General features: G+C 58.7%; 8 protein-coding genes. 6 read left to right on the forward strand and 2 right to left on the reverse strand.

Annotated elements, in window-relative coordinates; translation table 11 throughout:
• Positions 1 to 358 precede the first annotated feature (358 nt).
• Positions 359 to 6,241 carry a cadherin domain-containing protein gene (locus L1A08_RS22180; RefSeq protein ID WP_238758779.1) on the forward strand — a complete coding sequence of 1,961 codons (5,883 nt, stop codon included), beginning with the start codon at positions 359 to 361 and terminating at the stop codon, positions 6,239 to 6,241.
• A 126-nt stretch (positions 6,242 to 6,367) separates the two neighbouring features.
• On the opposite strand, the gene L1A08_RS22185 is transcribed toward L1A08_RS22180, so the two are convergent.
• The gene (locus L1A08_RS22185; RefSeq protein WP_238758780.1) at positions 6,368 to 7,687 is read right to left on the reverse strand and encodes a hypothetical protein; all 1,320 of its coding nucleotides are present in this window, start codon (positions 7,685 to 7,687) and stop codon (positions 6,368 to 6,370) included.
• A 568-nt stretch (positions 7,688 to 8,255) separates the two neighbouring features.
• Between L1A08_RS22185 and aceE the strand changes: the two genes are divergently transcribed.
• The 5 genes from aceE (at position 8,256) to L1A08_RS22210 (ending at position 15,579) form a co-directional block, all read left to right on the forward strand.
• Positions 8,256 to 10,940 carry a pyruvate dehydrogenase (acetyl-transferring), homodimeric type gene (aceE, locus tag L1A08_RS22190; RefSeq protein ID WP_238758781.1) on the forward strand — a complete coding sequence of 895 codons (2,685 nt, stop codon included), beginning with the start codon at positions 8,256 to 8,258 and terminating at the stop codon, positions 10,938 to 10,940.
• A gap of 375 nt (positions 10,941 to 11,315) precedes the next feature.
• Positions 11,316 to 12,647, forward strand: a complete 1,332-nt coding sequence (locus L1A08_RS22195) for a 2-oxo acid dehydrogenase subunit E2 (protein WP_238758782.1) — start codon at positions 11,316 to 11,318, stop codon at positions 12,645 to 12,647.
• A gap of 182 nt (positions 12,648 to 12,829) precedes the next feature.
• The gene (gene lpdA / locus L1A08_RS22200) at positions 12,830 to 14,254 is read left to right on the forward strand and encodes a dihydrolipoyl dehydrogenase (RefSeq protein ID WP_238758783.1); all 1,425 of its coding nucleotides are present in this window, start codon (positions 12,830 to 12,832) and stop codon (positions 14,252 to 14,254) included.
• Positions 14,254 to 15,120 carry a dihydroorotate dehydrogenase electron transfer subunit gene (locus tag L1A08_RS22205; protein WP_238758784.1) on the forward strand — a complete coding sequence of 289 codons (867 nt, stop codon included), beginning with the start codon at positions 14,254 to 14,256 and terminating at the stop codon, positions 15,118 to 15,120. Before lpdA ends, L1A08_RS22205 begins: the two co-directional genes overlap by 1 nt.
• Positions 15,121 to 15,177: 57 nt before the next feature.
• On the forward strand, positions 15,178 to 15,579 hold the full coding sequence (locus tag L1A08_RS22210) for a flotillin-like FloA family protein (RefSeq protein WP_238758785.1): 402 nt from the start codon (positions 15,178 to 15,180) through the stop codon (positions 15,577 to 15,579).
• 437 nt (positions 15,580 to 16,016) lie between these two features.
• On the opposite strand, the gene L1A08_RS22215 is transcribed toward L1A08_RS22210, so the two are convergent.
• Positions 16,017 to 16,601: a hypothetical protein gene (locus L1A08_RS22215; RefSeq protein ID WP_238758786.1), complete on the reverse strand. Its 585-nt coding sequence runs from the start codon at positions 16,599 to 16,601 to the stop codon at positions 16,017 to 16,019.
• Between the last annotated feature and the right edge of the window lie 239 nt (positions 16,602 to 16,840).

The raw sequence follows: 16,840 nt of genomic DNA on the forward strand, positions 1-16,840 counted from the left end.
TCACGGAAGTCATGGATAAGCAGGCCAGAACGTTGCATGGGCCGCAACCGGCTGGCGAATTTCCTGCGACGCTGTCCCCACCTCGGGGCGCAGGATTGAACTCCATGTTTATGGCGTAACGCATCCCCAATAAGAACGTGCGGTTCGATGATCGAGCCGGGCGCGCTTGCGGATCTTCCAGGTACCAGGCAGATGTCCCCCTGCGGCCACCTTCACGACCCGCGACCCTGACGATCATCACCCCGACTTCGTCCGACTTGCGCAGATTTGCGCGGTCCATATTCCTGCAATTCGTACCCTCCATCATAGCTCCCGACCCTGGGGCGTGATGACTCAAACCTCGGAAAGTTGAATCACCATGCGACCGAACTGGCGTAATCTGCTCAATTCCTGGTACGTTCGATCGTTCTCCACATCTGTCGCCGCGACTAAATCGCGGGGCACCCGCCGCTCGCCCGTTCCACAACTGGCCCGCCGCCCGCTGAGCCGCCGTCGCGGCACCAAGCGGGACACCGTCCCGGCCAGCGAAGTCCTTGAAGGCCGCACCCTGCTGGCCGCTCCGGTGATTACGACCAACGGGGGCAACGGATTCTCGATCACGATCGAAGAAGATGCCTGGCGCCATCCGCTCTATAACCCGGATGTCGATTTCGGCACCAATACGTATCCGCAGAACGGTCAATTGGCGTATTATGATGCCGATCCGATTTACTCCGGCGTGGTTCTCGAAGACCCAAACAATCCGGGCACCTATCGCAACTATCCCGTTCCCTTGACGTTCCTGAACGCTCGGGATGACGATGGCGACAATATCCGCTGGGATCTGCCGAACGGTAACAACCCCACGCATGATGGCGACTCGTCGCGGGCGTTCCGCGTGATCGAAGAAGGAGATCGTACGAACGATGATGACTACGCGGCTGTCGTCGGCTTCGATGGTGGCACCGGTCGATTCTTGTGGGACGTCTTCGCGCTGGACCCGGATGAAGCCGCTTTGATCGTCAACGATCATACGGATTATGGCTTCGATGGAGGCGGGTACAGTTTCTATACCGGTCGCAGTGCCCCCGAAGACTTCATCCACGCCGCTTACGATGACACCGACAACCTGGCCAACTGGTTCGACGTCGACGGCGACATGTTCACCGGCACGGACTCTGATGACGGTGGGGACTTCAACTACGAAAACCAGTCCTCTCTCACCGTAACGCCGCGTGCGATCTCCGGTAACAACGAAATCGACACGATCACGATCACAGTCAACCTGCGGGACATCAACGATGCCCCGTTCATCCCGGTTGACTTCGACGACAGCGTCAACGTGTTCTATATCTCTGAGCACATCCGGCAGGGTGACTTCGTCGGCGATCTGATTGTCTGGGACGAAGACAACAGCCCCCGGACGCAGCAGAACAACGCCCAGAAGAACGACCCGATCCAGCTGTATGAGATCGTCAACAGCCCGAAGGTCGACGTCAACGAGAACGGCTACGACATCAACGATCCGGACCTGTTCGTGATCAGCACGAACACCGGACAGATCAGCATCAACCCGCAGATCGATCCGAACCTCTCGGTCGCTCAGGCTGCTCTCCGCAAGTTCCTGAACTACGAGAATCCGGGCGGAAACGGCGATCCGGCCAGCGACCAGTATTACTTTTACGACTTCTATCGCTACATCGAAGATGACGTAACCGATGACTGGTATCTGCCGCTGCAGGTCCGTGTCACCGACTTCCGTGACCTGAGTGATCCCCCCTGGGATGGCCGCGTGAACCTGCGTTCGCGTGACACCTACATCTATGTGGGACTGAGCGACGTCAGCGAATTCGCTCCGATCGTGCCGGAACTGGAACTCTCGATCGACGAGAGCACGCCGTCGAACAACATCAACAACCGCGTCGTCGGCATCGTCCGCCCCGACCCCGGCTATGTTGAATCGGCTCCGAACGTCGTGACTGGTACCTACGATCGCGATCAGTTCTATACGTTCGCCATCGATCCGGCCACGAACCCGAATAACGCCTTCACAATCGTGCCGCAGGTTGATCCAGTCACCGGACTGGCCAAGACCGCCGAAATCCGCGTCAACAATGCCGCGGCAATCAACTACGAAGCGATCACCACCTTCACACTCGGCGTGACGGTGACCGATGTCGGGATCAATTCGCAGTCGACCCGTACGACCGTGACGATCAACGTCAACGATCTGAATGAAGCAACGACTTTCCCGAGCAAGAGCTTCAGTCTGCAGGAAAACAGCCCGACCGGTACCTATATCGGAACGGCCAGCGCCTCGGACGTCGACATCTTCACTTCGGATATCGTGTACTCGATCACCGACGGGAACCAGGCCGTGATTCTGATCACGTCGAGCAACCGGGCCAAGTTCCAGGCTCTCGTTCCGGATGCCCTGCAGCTCGGCGACACGCTGACCTTCCAGGGAATCTTCCGGCTCGATACGAGTACCGGTGATCTGTTCGTCTCGAACAACATCAGCAATAACTACAAGCTGAACGGCGCAAATCGGACAACCGATCTCTCCGGCGTCGATCCTCAGATGTTCCTCGACTTCGAACAGACCCCGAACTTCAACCTGACAATGCGGGCGGAAGATCAGGGCAACCCGGATCCGTCTCACTCCTTCGCTGATGCCAGCGTGCAGATCAATCTGACGAACATCATCGAAGGAACGCCGACCGTTAACGATCACACGTTCCAGGTCAACGAGAACACGCCTAACGGCAACCTCGTTGGCAACGTGATCGCAACTCGCGGTCAGGATTCGACCCAGCCGCTGGTTTACACCATCGTGGGCGGAAACGTGGGCAACACATTTGCACTCAACCAGAACACGGGGGCCCTCACCGTAGCCGCGACTGGAAATCTCGATTTCGAGACCCGAACGTCGTACATGCTGCGAGTCCGCGTGGCCGACTCGTCGAATACCGCTCTGTTCGATGAAGCCTTCGTGACTGTAAACGTTCGCAACATCAGCGAGCCGGTCAACATCACGGCCAATCAGGTCTTCACGGTCGACGAGAACGCTCCGACGAGCACTTCGGTCGGTACCGTGGCGATCACCGACAGCGATGTCGGGCAGACTTACACCTATGCTCTGCTCGGCGGCAACATCGGTGGCACGTTCGCCATCAATGCCGCGACTGGGGAAATCACCGTCGCCACCAACAACGTGCTCGACTTCGAAACGAACCCGACCTTCACGCTGACCGTTCGAGTGAGCGACAGCGGGAACCCGTCGTTCTCGGATACCGAGACGGTGACCATCAACCTGAACGACATCGAGCCCGAGCCGCCGAATATTCAGGACAAGACCGTCAGCCTGAACGAGTTCTCGACCAACGGTACGGTCGTGACCACGATCACGCCGGCTTCGGTGAGCCAGGGTCAACAGGTGGCCTATTCCATCACCGCTGGCAACACCGACGGAGCCTTCGTCATCAACCAGCAGACGGGTGTGATCACGGTCGCCAATCGACTGGCTCTGGACTGGGACGACAATCCTCAGTTCCAGCTGACCGTGCGGGCCGCCGATGCCTCACAGCCGACGTTGTTCGACACCGCGATTATCACGGTCAATCTGAACAACCTCGACAACCCGCCGCTGGTCAACGATCAGACCTTCCAGGTGCTGGAGAACTCCGCCAACGGAACTTCAGTGGGAACTGTGGTCGCTGTCGATGTGGACGATGAAGATACCCTGACGTACTCCATCGACTCTCAGACAACGCCCGGCATGTTCACGATCAACGCGACCACCGGGGAGATCACCGTTGCCAGTAACACGAACCTGACAGAGAACAACAGCCCGCAGACGGTAAACGTTCGCGTGACCGACGACAGTGCCGGCCCGCTCTTCGACACCGCTGTGATCACCGTCGGCATCTTCCGCCCGAATACGGCTCCGGTCCTCAACAACGTGACCCTCAGTCTTGATGAGCACGCTGATGATGGCACGGTGGTCGGAACGCTGGTGGCCGCCGATGCCGAAGCTCCGCCGCAGACTCTGACCTACACAATCCTGAGCGGAAACTCTCTGGGCGGCTTCGCTCTCGATGCCAACACCGGTGTGATCACCGTGGCGGACTCGGCTGTGATCGACTTCAGCCGGAACCCGGTCTTCACGCTGCAGGTTCAGGTTCAGGACGACGGCAACGGCATGTTGACCGACACCGCGACGGTCACGATTCGTCTGAACGAATTCGACGGACCGATTGAGATGAGTGCCATGGATCAGCTGATCCTGGAACTGATCAACCGGGCTCGTCGCGATCCGGGTGCGGAAGCCCGTCGCCTGGGACTGTCGCAGACGGTCATCAACCAGATGTCGCAGATCCCGCCGGGATCGCTGCAGCCGCTGGCCCCGAACCAGTTCCTGAACAATGCGTCGCTGCAGCATTCGACGAACATGATTGTTCACGACTTCTTCTCGCACATCGATCAGAACGATCAGAACTTCGACGAACGTGCGTTCGAAGAAGGTTTCGATGCCTCGATTATCGCCGAGAACATCGACTACGTCCTGACCGGTGGCGGAATGCTGACGAATGCTCAGCGAACCCAGCTGCTCAACGATCTGCATCGTCGACTGCTGAGCAACACCGTGAGCCGTAGTCACATCCTCGACAGCCGCTACCGCGAAGCGGGCATTGGCGTCGAACAGGGAGCCTTCACGAATGGCCAGGGACAGACCAATGATGTGCTGATGCTGACCGAACTCCTCGGCGTTGATAATGCCTCGGGACCGTTCATCACCGGTGTCGTCTATCGCGATGCGAACAACGGGTCGGCAACGGACGACGGCTTCTACTCGCTGGGCGAGCAGATCAACACCGGGTTCATCCGGGCGGTCAATGTTGCCACGAACCAGGTTTTCGAACGCGACCTGAGCACCTCGGGCGGCTTCTCGCTGCGGGTTCCGAACGGCACCTACAACGTGAGCTACTGGAGTGGAACTCACGATTCGGATGAGACCTACGTCCACGCGACTGTCGTTGTGAACGGCAAGAACGTGAAGGTCGATTTCGAAACGACGACCGCTCCGCAAGCCAAGGCCGGCATCACCGGGTTCGTCAACGGCAACATCTGGGTTGGCAGCGACGTGTCCGGCGAATGGACCGCCGAGCACTGGGCCCGCTGGCCGGTCAGCTCGGTTCGTGAATTCGTCCAGGGCGACTTCAACGGCGATGGCATCCAGGATGTCGCTGCCTGGTTGAACAACGGCGACTGGCAAGTTGGCCTGTCCAATGGTCGGGGCAACTTCACCTACGAGACCTGGACCAGCTGGCGGACGACTGGCATTAAGGACATCCAGGTCGGCGACTTCAACGGCGACGGCCGGGACGACCTGGCCGCACTGTTCGAAACCGCCATGGGGACGGCGAACATCTGGGTCGCACAGTCGACCGGGAATGGCTTCGCGGCCACCGTGTACGGTGCCTGGTATGACTACAACGATGTCAGGGAAGTCGCAGTCGGTGACTTCGACGGAAATGGTATCGATGACCTCGGTATCATGACCGGTCTGGGCAGCTGGTGGACATACCGCTCCAACGGCACGAACTTCATCGCCCAGAAATGGACGACGTGGAATGTCGATAACGGTCTCATGGACGTTCAGGTCGGCGACTTCACCGGCGATGGCAAGACCGATATCGCCGGCCTGTTCGGGACGCCGATCGCCAACCGGTACAACTGGTGGGTGGGCCGTTCCGCTCCGGCTGGGAAGTTCGTGAACCGTGTCTGGGGAACCTGGACAATCAACGGCTCTGTCGATGAGATTGTCTCCGGTGACTTCAACGGCGACGGCAAGACCGACATCGCCGGGTTGTTCAATGGACAGCATTGGTGGGTTAACGCCGCCAATGCGACCAGCAGCGGCTTCAACATCTCGAAGTGGGCCACCTGGAGCTTCGCGTCTGGCGGCCTGCGTCACATGGATGTCTATGACATCAACGGAGATGGGCGTGACGACCTGGTCGGATTCAGCACCAATGGTCCGGAAGCAGGTTTCTGGAATGTCGGCATTGCGGGAGTGAACAACTTCAACACCCGCCGCACGGTCATGTTCAGCTCAACTGCCAACTGGTCGCACTTCCTGGTCGGTGGCTTCGTCGCTCCGGCGATGGCACAGGGCAGCCAGACTCCTCCGACCTCGTCGGCGGACGAGTTCTCGGCTTTCGGCGATTCCAGTCTGCTGGATCTGCTCCAGAATGTGTAATTGAAGCGGGAGCTGAAGCGGTCAACGGGAGTCCTTCCCGATCGCGATGCTTTCCCTGAGAAATAGAAAAGCCCTCTGTCGAATTTCGGCAGAGGGCTTTTTCGCTGGTCGACTGATCTGCAGGAATCAGTAAACCAGTTCAAGTCCGAGATGGCCTCCGTTGATCACAACGGTTCCATCGTTATTCACCGTGTAAGTGCCGTTCACCTGGGCAAACTGTTCGGGAGCCAGCGCGACACCCGACAGGAAGATCACGTCCCAGCCGCCTCGCAGGCGCACGTGATCGGTCAGGCGATACATGCCGCCGAGGCCAATCTGGCCGACGAATGCCGTCGAGCTGCTTTCGTCTCGCAGGAGACGTCCATAAACCGAGTTGTCGTTGGCGATGGCTGAATAAGTTTCCGTGAATGTCCCGCTGGCACTGTTGTGATAAGCCCCGGCTTTCAGGACGCCATCAAGGAGAAAACGTTCCGACTGCATGAGCAGGAAATCGAGCGAGAACTGCACCCCGTTGAGCGTGTTCTCGGTATCGGTCTGTTCCTGAAGCAGGAGGACATCGGGGCCAGCCGGTCCGAGCAGAGCGGTTTCGTCGTCGAAGCCGTCGGCTGCTCCAGAGATCAGCGTCAGATTACCGCCGTTGACGTTGGTCAGAGCCGCGTGCGACAGTCCGCCGTTCGCCCCGGCTCCGGTGTCAATCGCTCGGAAGGTTCCGCTGAGAGAGGCGTAGGCCATTTCATCGAGACCGACATGGCGATAACCAATGCCGAATTTGAGCCGGGAGTAAACGTGAGCAAACTTCCCGACGAGTTCGAAGTCCTGAAAGTCGCTGCGATATTCCGTGACATAGGTGGGAGCGGCATCCGGGAAACCGACAACCGGTGCGAGTCCTTCGTCTTCCAGAGTTTCATCGGGACCAGCGGCGAACTCAGCAGCCGCGAACAGCGAGCTGAAGGCGGTCCCATTGTTGATCGAATTGCCTCCGGCAAAGGAGCCGCCGGTATCAAAGGCGACGCCATTGATGAGCTGACCGGTGATCCGTTCGCCCCAGTTATCGACCTGGGACCAGGCAACACCGAGTTCAAAGCGTTCGAAGGCAATCGCCCCCCGCAGACGGACGCCCCCTTCGAAGTTGCTGCCCATGCCGTTGACAGTCAGTGATTCGGGGCCGGCAATCAGCGGATTGACGGCGAGGCCGGAATCACGCGACCAGAACAGATAGTCGGCATCGAAGAACAGGAAGGGATTGGAGCAGATCTCGTCGCATCCCATGATGATCGAGGAGTGCACCTGTCCCGGCAGCATGGAATTCGTCGTGCACTCGGCCTGGCTGACCGGATTGACCGAATTCACTTCAGCAAAGGCTCGGGACAGGTATTCCGTGGGACCGAACCCAACCGAACCGGCGGCCAGAAGAGAAAGCAGAGACGATTTGACGAGTCGCCGCATTGAGCGGACTCCTTCCCTGGACATGTACGAATCATCAATCCGCGAGCCGAACGGGACAATCTTTGTCGGTTCGGAGCGGGCGTTCTCTCTTTTTTTCGACCAATCGTTAAAGCCGGCGCTGCAGAAGGTTGCCAATCCGCGGGGCAATCGGCAATCTCAGCCGGAATGTTCCCGAAATCCTCCCTGTCTTCCCCGTTCTGCCAGTCTCTCGACGAGTGGAAATGCAGAACTGTCCAGTGAATCGGGTTCGTTCGTCGCTGACTGTTCCCCAATGACGGCGGAATGCTATGATCAGCCAGACTTTTCCGGGATTTGCTGGCTTTTTCTGAGTCAGCCCCCGGACTGCAGCCGCCGATCCGGCGATCCAAGACTCGTATTTCGCTCCCTGAGGGAGAAACGATAGACTACAATCCCAAGTGGACCGTTCAGCTGTGCTGACCCGATCAATTCAGTTCAGCTGGTCTGCCCAAGCATGCCGTTCAGCTGGCCTGAGCCCGTTATCCCTGCGTCTGCGGCGCGGGTGATCCACTGACTCCAACAATACACGAAGTCCAGACGACTGAATCCTATGACAACAGACGTAAAAGAAGGTGTAGTCGCCGGGATCGATCCCGTCGAACTCGAAGAATGGTACGATTCGCTGGAGGACGTGATTCGCCGGTATGGCCCGGATCGCGTGACTCAGCTGCTGGTCAACCTGCGTGAGCGGGCTTATCTGCGCGGCGTGATGATTCCGTTCTCCGCCACGACGCCGTACATCAATACGATCTCTCTGGAGGATCAGCCGCCGTATCCGGGCAATCTGGAGATCGAACGTCGGATCAAGAGCATCGTCCGCTGGAACGCCATGGCGATGGTTCATGGCGCCAACAAGAAGTTCGCCGGCCTCGGCGGCCATATTTCGACATTCGCCTCCTCGGCGACACTGTACGAAGTGGGGCAGAACCACTTCTTCCACGGTCGCGGCGAAGATCATCTCGGCGACATGGTCTACTTCCAGGGGCACGCATCGCCCGGGATGTATGCCCGTGCTTTCGTCGAAGGTCGACTTGATGAGTCGCATCTGGAGCACTTCCGCCGCGAGATTCCGCGCGGACAGGGGCTCTCCTCTTATCCCCACCCGTGGCTGATGCCGAACTTCTGGCAGTTCCCGACCGTCTCGATGGGTCTGGGGCCAATCACCGCGATTTATCACGCCCGCTTCCTGAAGTACCTCCACCACCGGGGATTGATTGACACCAGCAAGAGCCGCGTCTGGGCCTTCTTGGGAGACGGGGAATGCGACGAACCGGAAACGCTGGGCGCCCTGACGCTCGCCTCCCGCGAGAAGCTCGACAACCTTGTGTTCGTGATCAACTGCAACCTGCAGCGACTGGACGGCCCGGTTCGCGGCAACGGCAAGATCATTCAAGAACTCGAAGGAGCCTTCCGCGGAGCTGGCTGGAACTGCATCAAGGTCATCTGGGGCAGCGACTGGGATCCGGTTCTGGAGAAGGATCGCGACGGCAAGCTCGTCAAACGGATGGGCGAAATCGTCGATGGTCAGTACCAGAAATACAGCGTCGAGAAGGGGAACTACATTCGCGAACACTTCTTCGGCGTCGACGAAGAGCTGCTCGATATGGTTGATCACCTCTCCGATGAGCAGCTTGAGAAGATGCGTCGCGGTGGCCACGACTCCACCAAGGTGCATGCCGCTTACAAAGCTGCTGTCGAGCACGAAGGTTCGCCGACCGTCATTCTGGCCAAGACTATCAAGGGTTACGGACTGGGCGAATCGGGCGAAGGTCGCAATACGACCCACAACGAGAAGAAGCTCAACGAGCAGGAACTTCTCAACTTCCGCACCCGCTTCGGCATCCCGCTGAGCGACGAGGAAGTGAAGAAGACTCCGTTCTTCCGCTTCGAAGAAGACAGTGCCGAGTACAAGTATCTGCAGGAACGTCGCGAGAATCTCGGCTCTTACGTGCCAGCTCGCAAGCCAACTGAAGACGCCCTCGAAGTTCCGTCGGTGGATACTTTCTCGAGGTTCTTCGAAGGAAGCGGCGACAAGGAAGCGTCGAGCACGATGGTCTTCGGACAGATCATCAGCCAGTTGCTCAAAGACAAGAAGATCGGCGAGCGAATTGTCCCCATCATTCCGGACGAAGCCCGGACCTTCGGGATGGAAGGCCTGTTCCGTCAGTGCGGGATCTACTCGAGCAAAGGTCAGCTCTACGAGCCGGTCGATGCCGCTCAGGTCATGTACTACAAGGAAGCGACCGACGGACAGCTGCTCGAAGAAGGGATTAACGAAGCCGGAGCGATGTCGTCCTTCGTGGCGGCGGGAACCTCTTACGCCAATCTCGGCTACACGATGATTCCGTTCTACATCTACTACAGCATGTTCGGCTTCCAGCGAGTCGGCGATCTGATCTGGCTGGCCGGCGATTCCCGCACCAAGGGCTTCCTGGTCGGGGGAACTTCGGGCCGCACCACGCTCAACGGCGAAGGTCTGCAGCACGAAGATGGTCACTCGCAGCTGATCGCAACGACCGTGCCGAATCTGGTCTCCTACGATCCGGCCTACTCGTATGAACTGGCCATGATCGTCCAGGACGGTCTGCGTCGGATGTACGCTGACAACGAAGACATCTTCTATTACATCAGTGTCTACAACGGCAATTACGTGATGCCGAAGATGCCGGCAGACTGCCGCGAAGGCATCCTGAAGGGGATGTACAAGTTCAAGTCTTCGGACGCCGAGGCCAAGGTCGACGTGCGACCGCAGCTGTTCGGTTCCGGCCCCATCATGCAGTGTGTGCTCGAAGCCCAGGAACTTCTGGCTGACAAGTACGGCATCGCCACCGATGTCTGGTCCGTCACCAGTTACAGCGAACTGTGCCGCGATGCCCGAGCCGCTCAGCGATGGAATCGTCTGCATCCGGACCAGGAACAGAAGAAGTCGTATCTGGAAACGATCCTCGGCGACGTGAAGGGTCCGTTCATCGCCTCCAGCGATAACATCCGCCTCGTGCACGATCAGATCCGCGACTGGATTCCGGGGACCTATGTCACCCTGGGCACCGACGGGTTCGGCCGCAGTGATACCCGCGAAGCCCTGCGACATCACTTCGAAGTCGACGCCAGCTTCGTGACCTACGCCACGCTGTATGCCCTGGTGGAAGACGGACATCTTGAAGCGTCTGTGCTGCCTCAGGCTCTGAAAGATCTGAACATCGATCCGGACAAGATCGATCCTCAGTACGCGTAACGCACGCCGTAAGAATCAACAGCCGCCGATGGATTTCGGCGGCTGTTTTCATTTGAGGGAGGGCGAAATCGGCAATCCGGCATCCGATTCGGCCACGTTCGCTCAAGATTCCCTTCTCGCGAAGAGTCGGGGCAGGTTGTTCGGCCGTCGCGAAACCGGTAGAGTTTTCCGAATCCGACGTTTGGAGGAAATTCTGTCGGCGGAATCCTGCGGTGCCGATAACGACTCAGCCGGTCCTCTCCTGAACCGGGAGGAGTTGATTCTCCTGGCTCCCGGCGCTTTGATGCCCCTTCGGAGCACGCTTTTCGTCGCAGATCTTGCGGCTATACTTCACATATTGGAACGACGAACCACTCCCGGAAGAAAGCCACCCGGATGCCTATTGAATTCAAATTGCCACCCGTCTCTGAAGGTGTCGAGTCGGCCGATATCGCCGAGATCCACGTTTCAGAAGGCGATACGATCGAAGCCGGACAAGTCGTCGCGGAAGTTGAAACCGAAAAGGCACTCGCTGAAATTGAGTGTCCGCACGCCGGAACGATCACGAAAGTTCATGTTTCGGCCGGTGACTCCGTGCCCATCGGTTCGGTGCTGCTGACCATCGACGAATCGGGCTCGAGCGCAGGCGATTCCGAAAAGAAGGAAGAGGCTCCGAAGAAGGAAGAGCCCAAGGCTGAGGAAAAGAAAGAAGAGCCGAAGCAGGAACAGCCTAAGAAGCAGGAGTCGAAACCCGCTTCCGCCCCGGCTCAGGCGCCAGCCGCCAAAGCAGGCGATTCGGCATCGTCCAATGGCGATCGCCCTCCCGCTCCAGCTGGTCCGGCGACCCGTCGCCTCGCTCGTGACCTCGGCGTCGACCTGTATCAGGTCCAGGGGAGTGGTCCCGGTGGACGCATCTCGCAGGAAGATGTTCAGAACTACGTGAAGGCTCGCCTCTCCCAGCCGGCAGGTTCCGGCGGCGGTGGCGGCCCCGCGACGGCTCCGCCTCTGCCCGACTTTGGCGAATTCGGCAGCACCCGCCGCGAAGCGCTCAACAAGATCGGCAAGACGGCTGCCCAGCATCTGACGATGTCGTGGAACGTGATTCCTCACGTCACTCAGCACGATCTGGCCGACATTACCGATATCGAAATGGCTCGCAAGCAGTTCCTGCAGGGAACCGGCAAGAACGGCCCGAAGGTGACGATGACCGCCATCGCGGTGAAGGCTGTCGTCACAGCTCTGAAGACCTTCCCGAAGTTCAACTCGAGTCTCGATCCCGAAACCAACGAGATCGTCTACAAGGAGTACTACAACATTGGAATCGCCGTCGACACCGAGAATGGTCTCGTTGTCCCGGTTGTTCGCGACGCCGATAAGAAGTCGCTCCTGCAGATCGCTCTGGAAGTGACCGACCTGGCCATCAAGGCCCGCGATCGCAAACTTTCGATGACCGACATGAAGGGCGGGACGTTCACCATCACCAACCTGGGGGGCATTGGCGGCACGGCATTCACGCCGATCGTCAGCTATCCGGAAGTGGCGATTCTGGGCATGTCCCGCGGACAGAAGGAACTCAAGCTGATCGACGGTGAACTGGAAGAGCGGCTCATCCTGCCTTTGTCCATGTCCTACGATCACCGGGTCATCAACGGAGCAGACGCCGCTCGCTTCATCGTGAAGCTGTCGGCTCTGTTGTCCGATCCGTTCACGCTGCTGTCGGAATGCTGATCGGCGTTTCGCGCACCTGAAGTTACATTACCAGTCCGTCCAACGATCTGTCAGTCGACGTGGTTGTCGTTGCCTGCTGGGCAAGCCTGCAACGGCAACCCTTCGGCTGATTGAAAATGCGGACGCGAGTACAACCGTGTCGATGAGACCGCCGGCTTCGGCTGCTGCGGAGAGGAACCACGATGTCAAAATCTGATTTGCACGCCGAAGTTGTTGTCCTCGGAGCCGGCCCCGGAGGTTATCCCGCGGCCTTCGAAGCCGCCGACAAAGGCAAGAAAGTCATCCTCGTCAACGATGACGTCGCTCCCGGCGGCGTCTGTCTGAATCGTGGCTGCATCCCGTCCAAGGCACTCCTGCACGTCGCCAAACTGCTGAACGAATCGAAAGAAGCCAGCGAGTGGGGCATCACGTTCGGCCAGCCGGAGATTGACCTTGATCGACTTCGCACCTTCAAGAACGGCGTCGTCAAAGGGCTGACGGGCGGGATCGGTTCGCTCTGCAAAGCACGTGGCGTCGAACTCGTCGAAGCACGCGGCTCCTTTCTCGATTCCAGCACGATGGAGCTGAAGTACAAAGATGGCTCCACCGGCAAGCTGACCTTCGATACGGCGATCGTCGCGACCGGGTCCGTGCCGGCGATGCCGCCGATTTTCGATATCGGTGATGACCGCGTGATGGACTCGACGGGTGCACTGGAGCTGAAAGACGTTCCGCCGAAACTGCTCGTCATCGGTGGCGGTTATATCGGCCTTGAGATGGGCTCCGTTTACGCGGCTCTCGGTTCGGAAGTGACTGTGGTCGAAATGACGGACGGCCTGCTGCCAGGAGCCGACCGCGATCTGGTCAAGCCTCTGCAGAAACGACTCGAAGCTCAGCTGCACGCGATTTATCTGTCGACCAAAGTCAACGGCCTCAAAGCGACCTCGAACGGCATTGTCGCCGATCTCGAAGGCGACGGGGCTCCCGCGGAAGCGACCTTTGATCGCGTTTTGATCTCCGTTGGTCGCCGTCCGAATGCCCGCAACATCGGGCTCGAACACACCAAGGTCAAAGTGACCGAACGGGGCTTCATTGAAGTCAACCGTCGTATGCAGACGGCTGATCCGAAAATCTACGCGATTGGCGATGTGGCCGGCGAGCCGATGCTGGCTCACAAGGCGACCCGCGAAGCCAAGGTGGCTGTCGATGTCATTCTGAACGAGCCAGCCGAGTTCGATTCGATCGCCATCCCGGCTGTCGTCTTCACTGATCCGGAACTGGCCTGGTGCGGCCTGACGGAAACCGAAGCCAAGCAGGACAAGCGAGACATCGCCGTCATCCGCTTCCCCTGGGCGGCCTCTGGTCGCGCCCAGACACTGGGACGCACCGAAGGTTTGACGAAGCTGATCTTCGACAAGAAGACCGAGCGGATTCTCGGCATGGGCATCGTCGGTCCCGGTGCAGGGGAGATGATTGCCGAAGGCGTGCTGGCTGTGGAAACGGCAGCCGTCGCTCGTGATCTGGCTGAGAGTATTCACGCTCACCCGACGCTGTCGGAAACGATTATGGAATCGGCTGAAGGACTCTTCGGCCAGGCGACCCACTACTTCCGTCCGAAAAAGTCGTAATGCCCACCTGCGAGAACAACGCCTGCCAGTCGCTCGCGCGAGTGGTTTCTCTCGATTCGCTGTCGGATGAGAATTACCGCGTGCGGCTGGAGTGTCCCGAGATCGCAGCCGCGATTCTGCCGGGGCAGTTCTTCATGCTGCGTTGTCCCGACCGAACCGATCCGCTCCTGGGACGCCCCTTCGCGCTGTACGACACCTACGAAGCCGACGGAAAGCTGGCTGGGATTGATGTCGGGTTCCACGTCGTCGGCAAGATGACCGGCCTGATGGAAGATCTGCAGCCGGGACAGGAGATCGAGATCTGGGGACCGCTGGGAAATGGCTTTCCAGAAGTTGAAACGGGGCATCTGATTCAAGTCGCCGGCGGGATTGGTTATACGCCGTTCGTGGCCGTTTCCCGGGAAGCGTTGCTCGGCAAACAGTACGGCTCGGAATCTCGGCAGGGAATCAAAGCGGACAAGGCGTCGTTGATCTATGGCGTCCGCACGAGCCGCTTTCGGGCCAACATGGACGACTTGTCGGATCTGAAGGATCTCGACATTCAGATCTGCACCGAAGACGGCAGCGAGGGGCATCATGGCCTCGTGACCGATCTGCTCAAGCCGATGCTGGAGAATGGGCCGAAGGAGCGGATCACCGTCCTGACCTGCGGTCCGCTGCGAATGATGCAGGCGGTTTCCGCTCTTTGCGAACAACTGGGCGTCGCCTGCTGGGCCTCGCTGGAAACGCCGATGGCGTGCGGTTTCGGAGCCTGCTTCAGCTGTGTAGTGCCTGTGAAAACCGAAGACGGCTGGGATTACCGCCGCTCGTGCATGGAAGGCCCGGTTTTTCCGGCGGGCGATATTCTCTGGCAGAGCATTTCCTGAGCGAGTTTTGCCTGATAGAGTAATGAGGCCTTTCCCGTCGTTCGAACGGAGCGTCTCATGGATCCCAAGGTCGTCCTCATCCTTGTCTTCGTCATCCTTCTGCTGACGGTGGTCCTGGCAGTACTTACGATCTTCGCATCGCTCTTCCAGCTCTGGCTGCAGGCGTTCCTCTCCGGAGCCCGGGTGAGTCTCATCCAGATCGTTGGTATGAGACTGCGACGTTCTCCCGCGAAGGACATCATCCGCTGGACGTGCATGTCGACGCAGTGCGGTGTGCCTGTCTCTGCGGCCCACATCGAATCGGCCCACATTCAGGGCGTGAATGTGGAAAGAGCAATTCTGACGCTGAAGAAGGCTCGCGAAGAGGGCATCGACGTGAAGTGGGACGAGATCGTCCAGGCTGACTTTGAAGAACGAACGACCGGCGTCTTCGAAATCCCGGGCATTCACCGGAGTTGAGTCGCTCACGCCCCATGAACGTAAGCTGGGATCGCCGCAGGCGTAGCCCGGACGCGCGAAGTTAAGCCATACACAGGTAAAGACATCGTCGTGAAGGGTGGCCGTCCGCCTCGGCGGGCGGGTCGCGAAAGCGACAAGAGGCAGCGCCACCCGCGTTTTGAACTGAAATCGTTGTTAAGTTCATGTCGCCTCAGGAGTATCTCAACGAAACGCGTCGTGCATGCCATCTACACGGGCCTCTTTCAGACTCGCGGATGCCGCTTGAAGCAGGACGAATCCATAACGGCGCAACGTCCGTTTGCTGGGATACGCTGCGGTGTCCCAGCAAAGAACCTACAAACAACGCGAAGCTTTTGACACTGCGCAAACGAAAACAGGCGGACGTCCTGGGACGCCCGCCTGTTTCGAGATGCGACAATGATCGTGTTCAGAGTTGCTTAGTCTGTGAGTGGTCCGGCACAACGGATCAGGTGATCGTGGTCGACGTAGACGACTTCTTCAACCGCTTCGGTGTGAGAGAAGGGGATCGGCCAGGTGCTGATCAGGGTCTCATCGAAGAACACCGTGCATTTGTAGTGGCAGTGGTGGAGTCGAGCCGGTCCAACCATTGGGAAGTAGCGGCACTCGTCCAGGCGGTCCACGATCGGCTCGATCGTGATTCGCACGTTATTGCGGTGCGTTTCCGACAGGAACCAGACGCCGCCGGCGGTATTGTCCGGCAGGGCCCGCATCACTTCGTCCGGAGACGGAGGATCGAGGCAGAAGATCGGGGCGTTCTCGCCTTCGACCGGATCGAGAATCGGCACTTTGTCGTACCGTTCTTCTTCCCAGTATTTGTCTTCAATTTTCTGACTCCAGTACGGGTTGACCGGAATCAGTGGAGTGGTTTCCCAGAAACGGGCGAGGTGAAACGCCGTTCCCATGAAGCCACCGAAAAGAGTACATCCGCTGTTCGAGACAGCCAGCCCGGCCAGCATGATACACATGGCCGACCGCCTGAGGATGTTTCGCCAGTTGATCATGTTCGCATCTCCGAATCCCTGGGGCGATCGACTTACTGAATAGAAATCGACCGACGCGTGTGGTGACGACCAGTCCCTGGTCCAACGAGGTGAAGGGAGGGGGGTTTTTATTTGAAGTCATCCGACCCGTGGCAAATTGCATCACGAGTCTGTGTTAGATATCGAACGTGCAGGACGGCATTCTTGTGAAAATATTCGGATTTTGACGCTGATACCGGAAATTCCCGCTTCTCCGGTTC

Source organism: Rubinisphaera margarita (assembly GCF_022267515.1).
In the GTDB taxonomy this organism is placed as follows: domain Bacteria; phylum Planctomycetota; class Planctomycetia; order Planctomycetales; family Planctomycetaceae; genus Rubinisphaera; species Rubinisphaera margarita.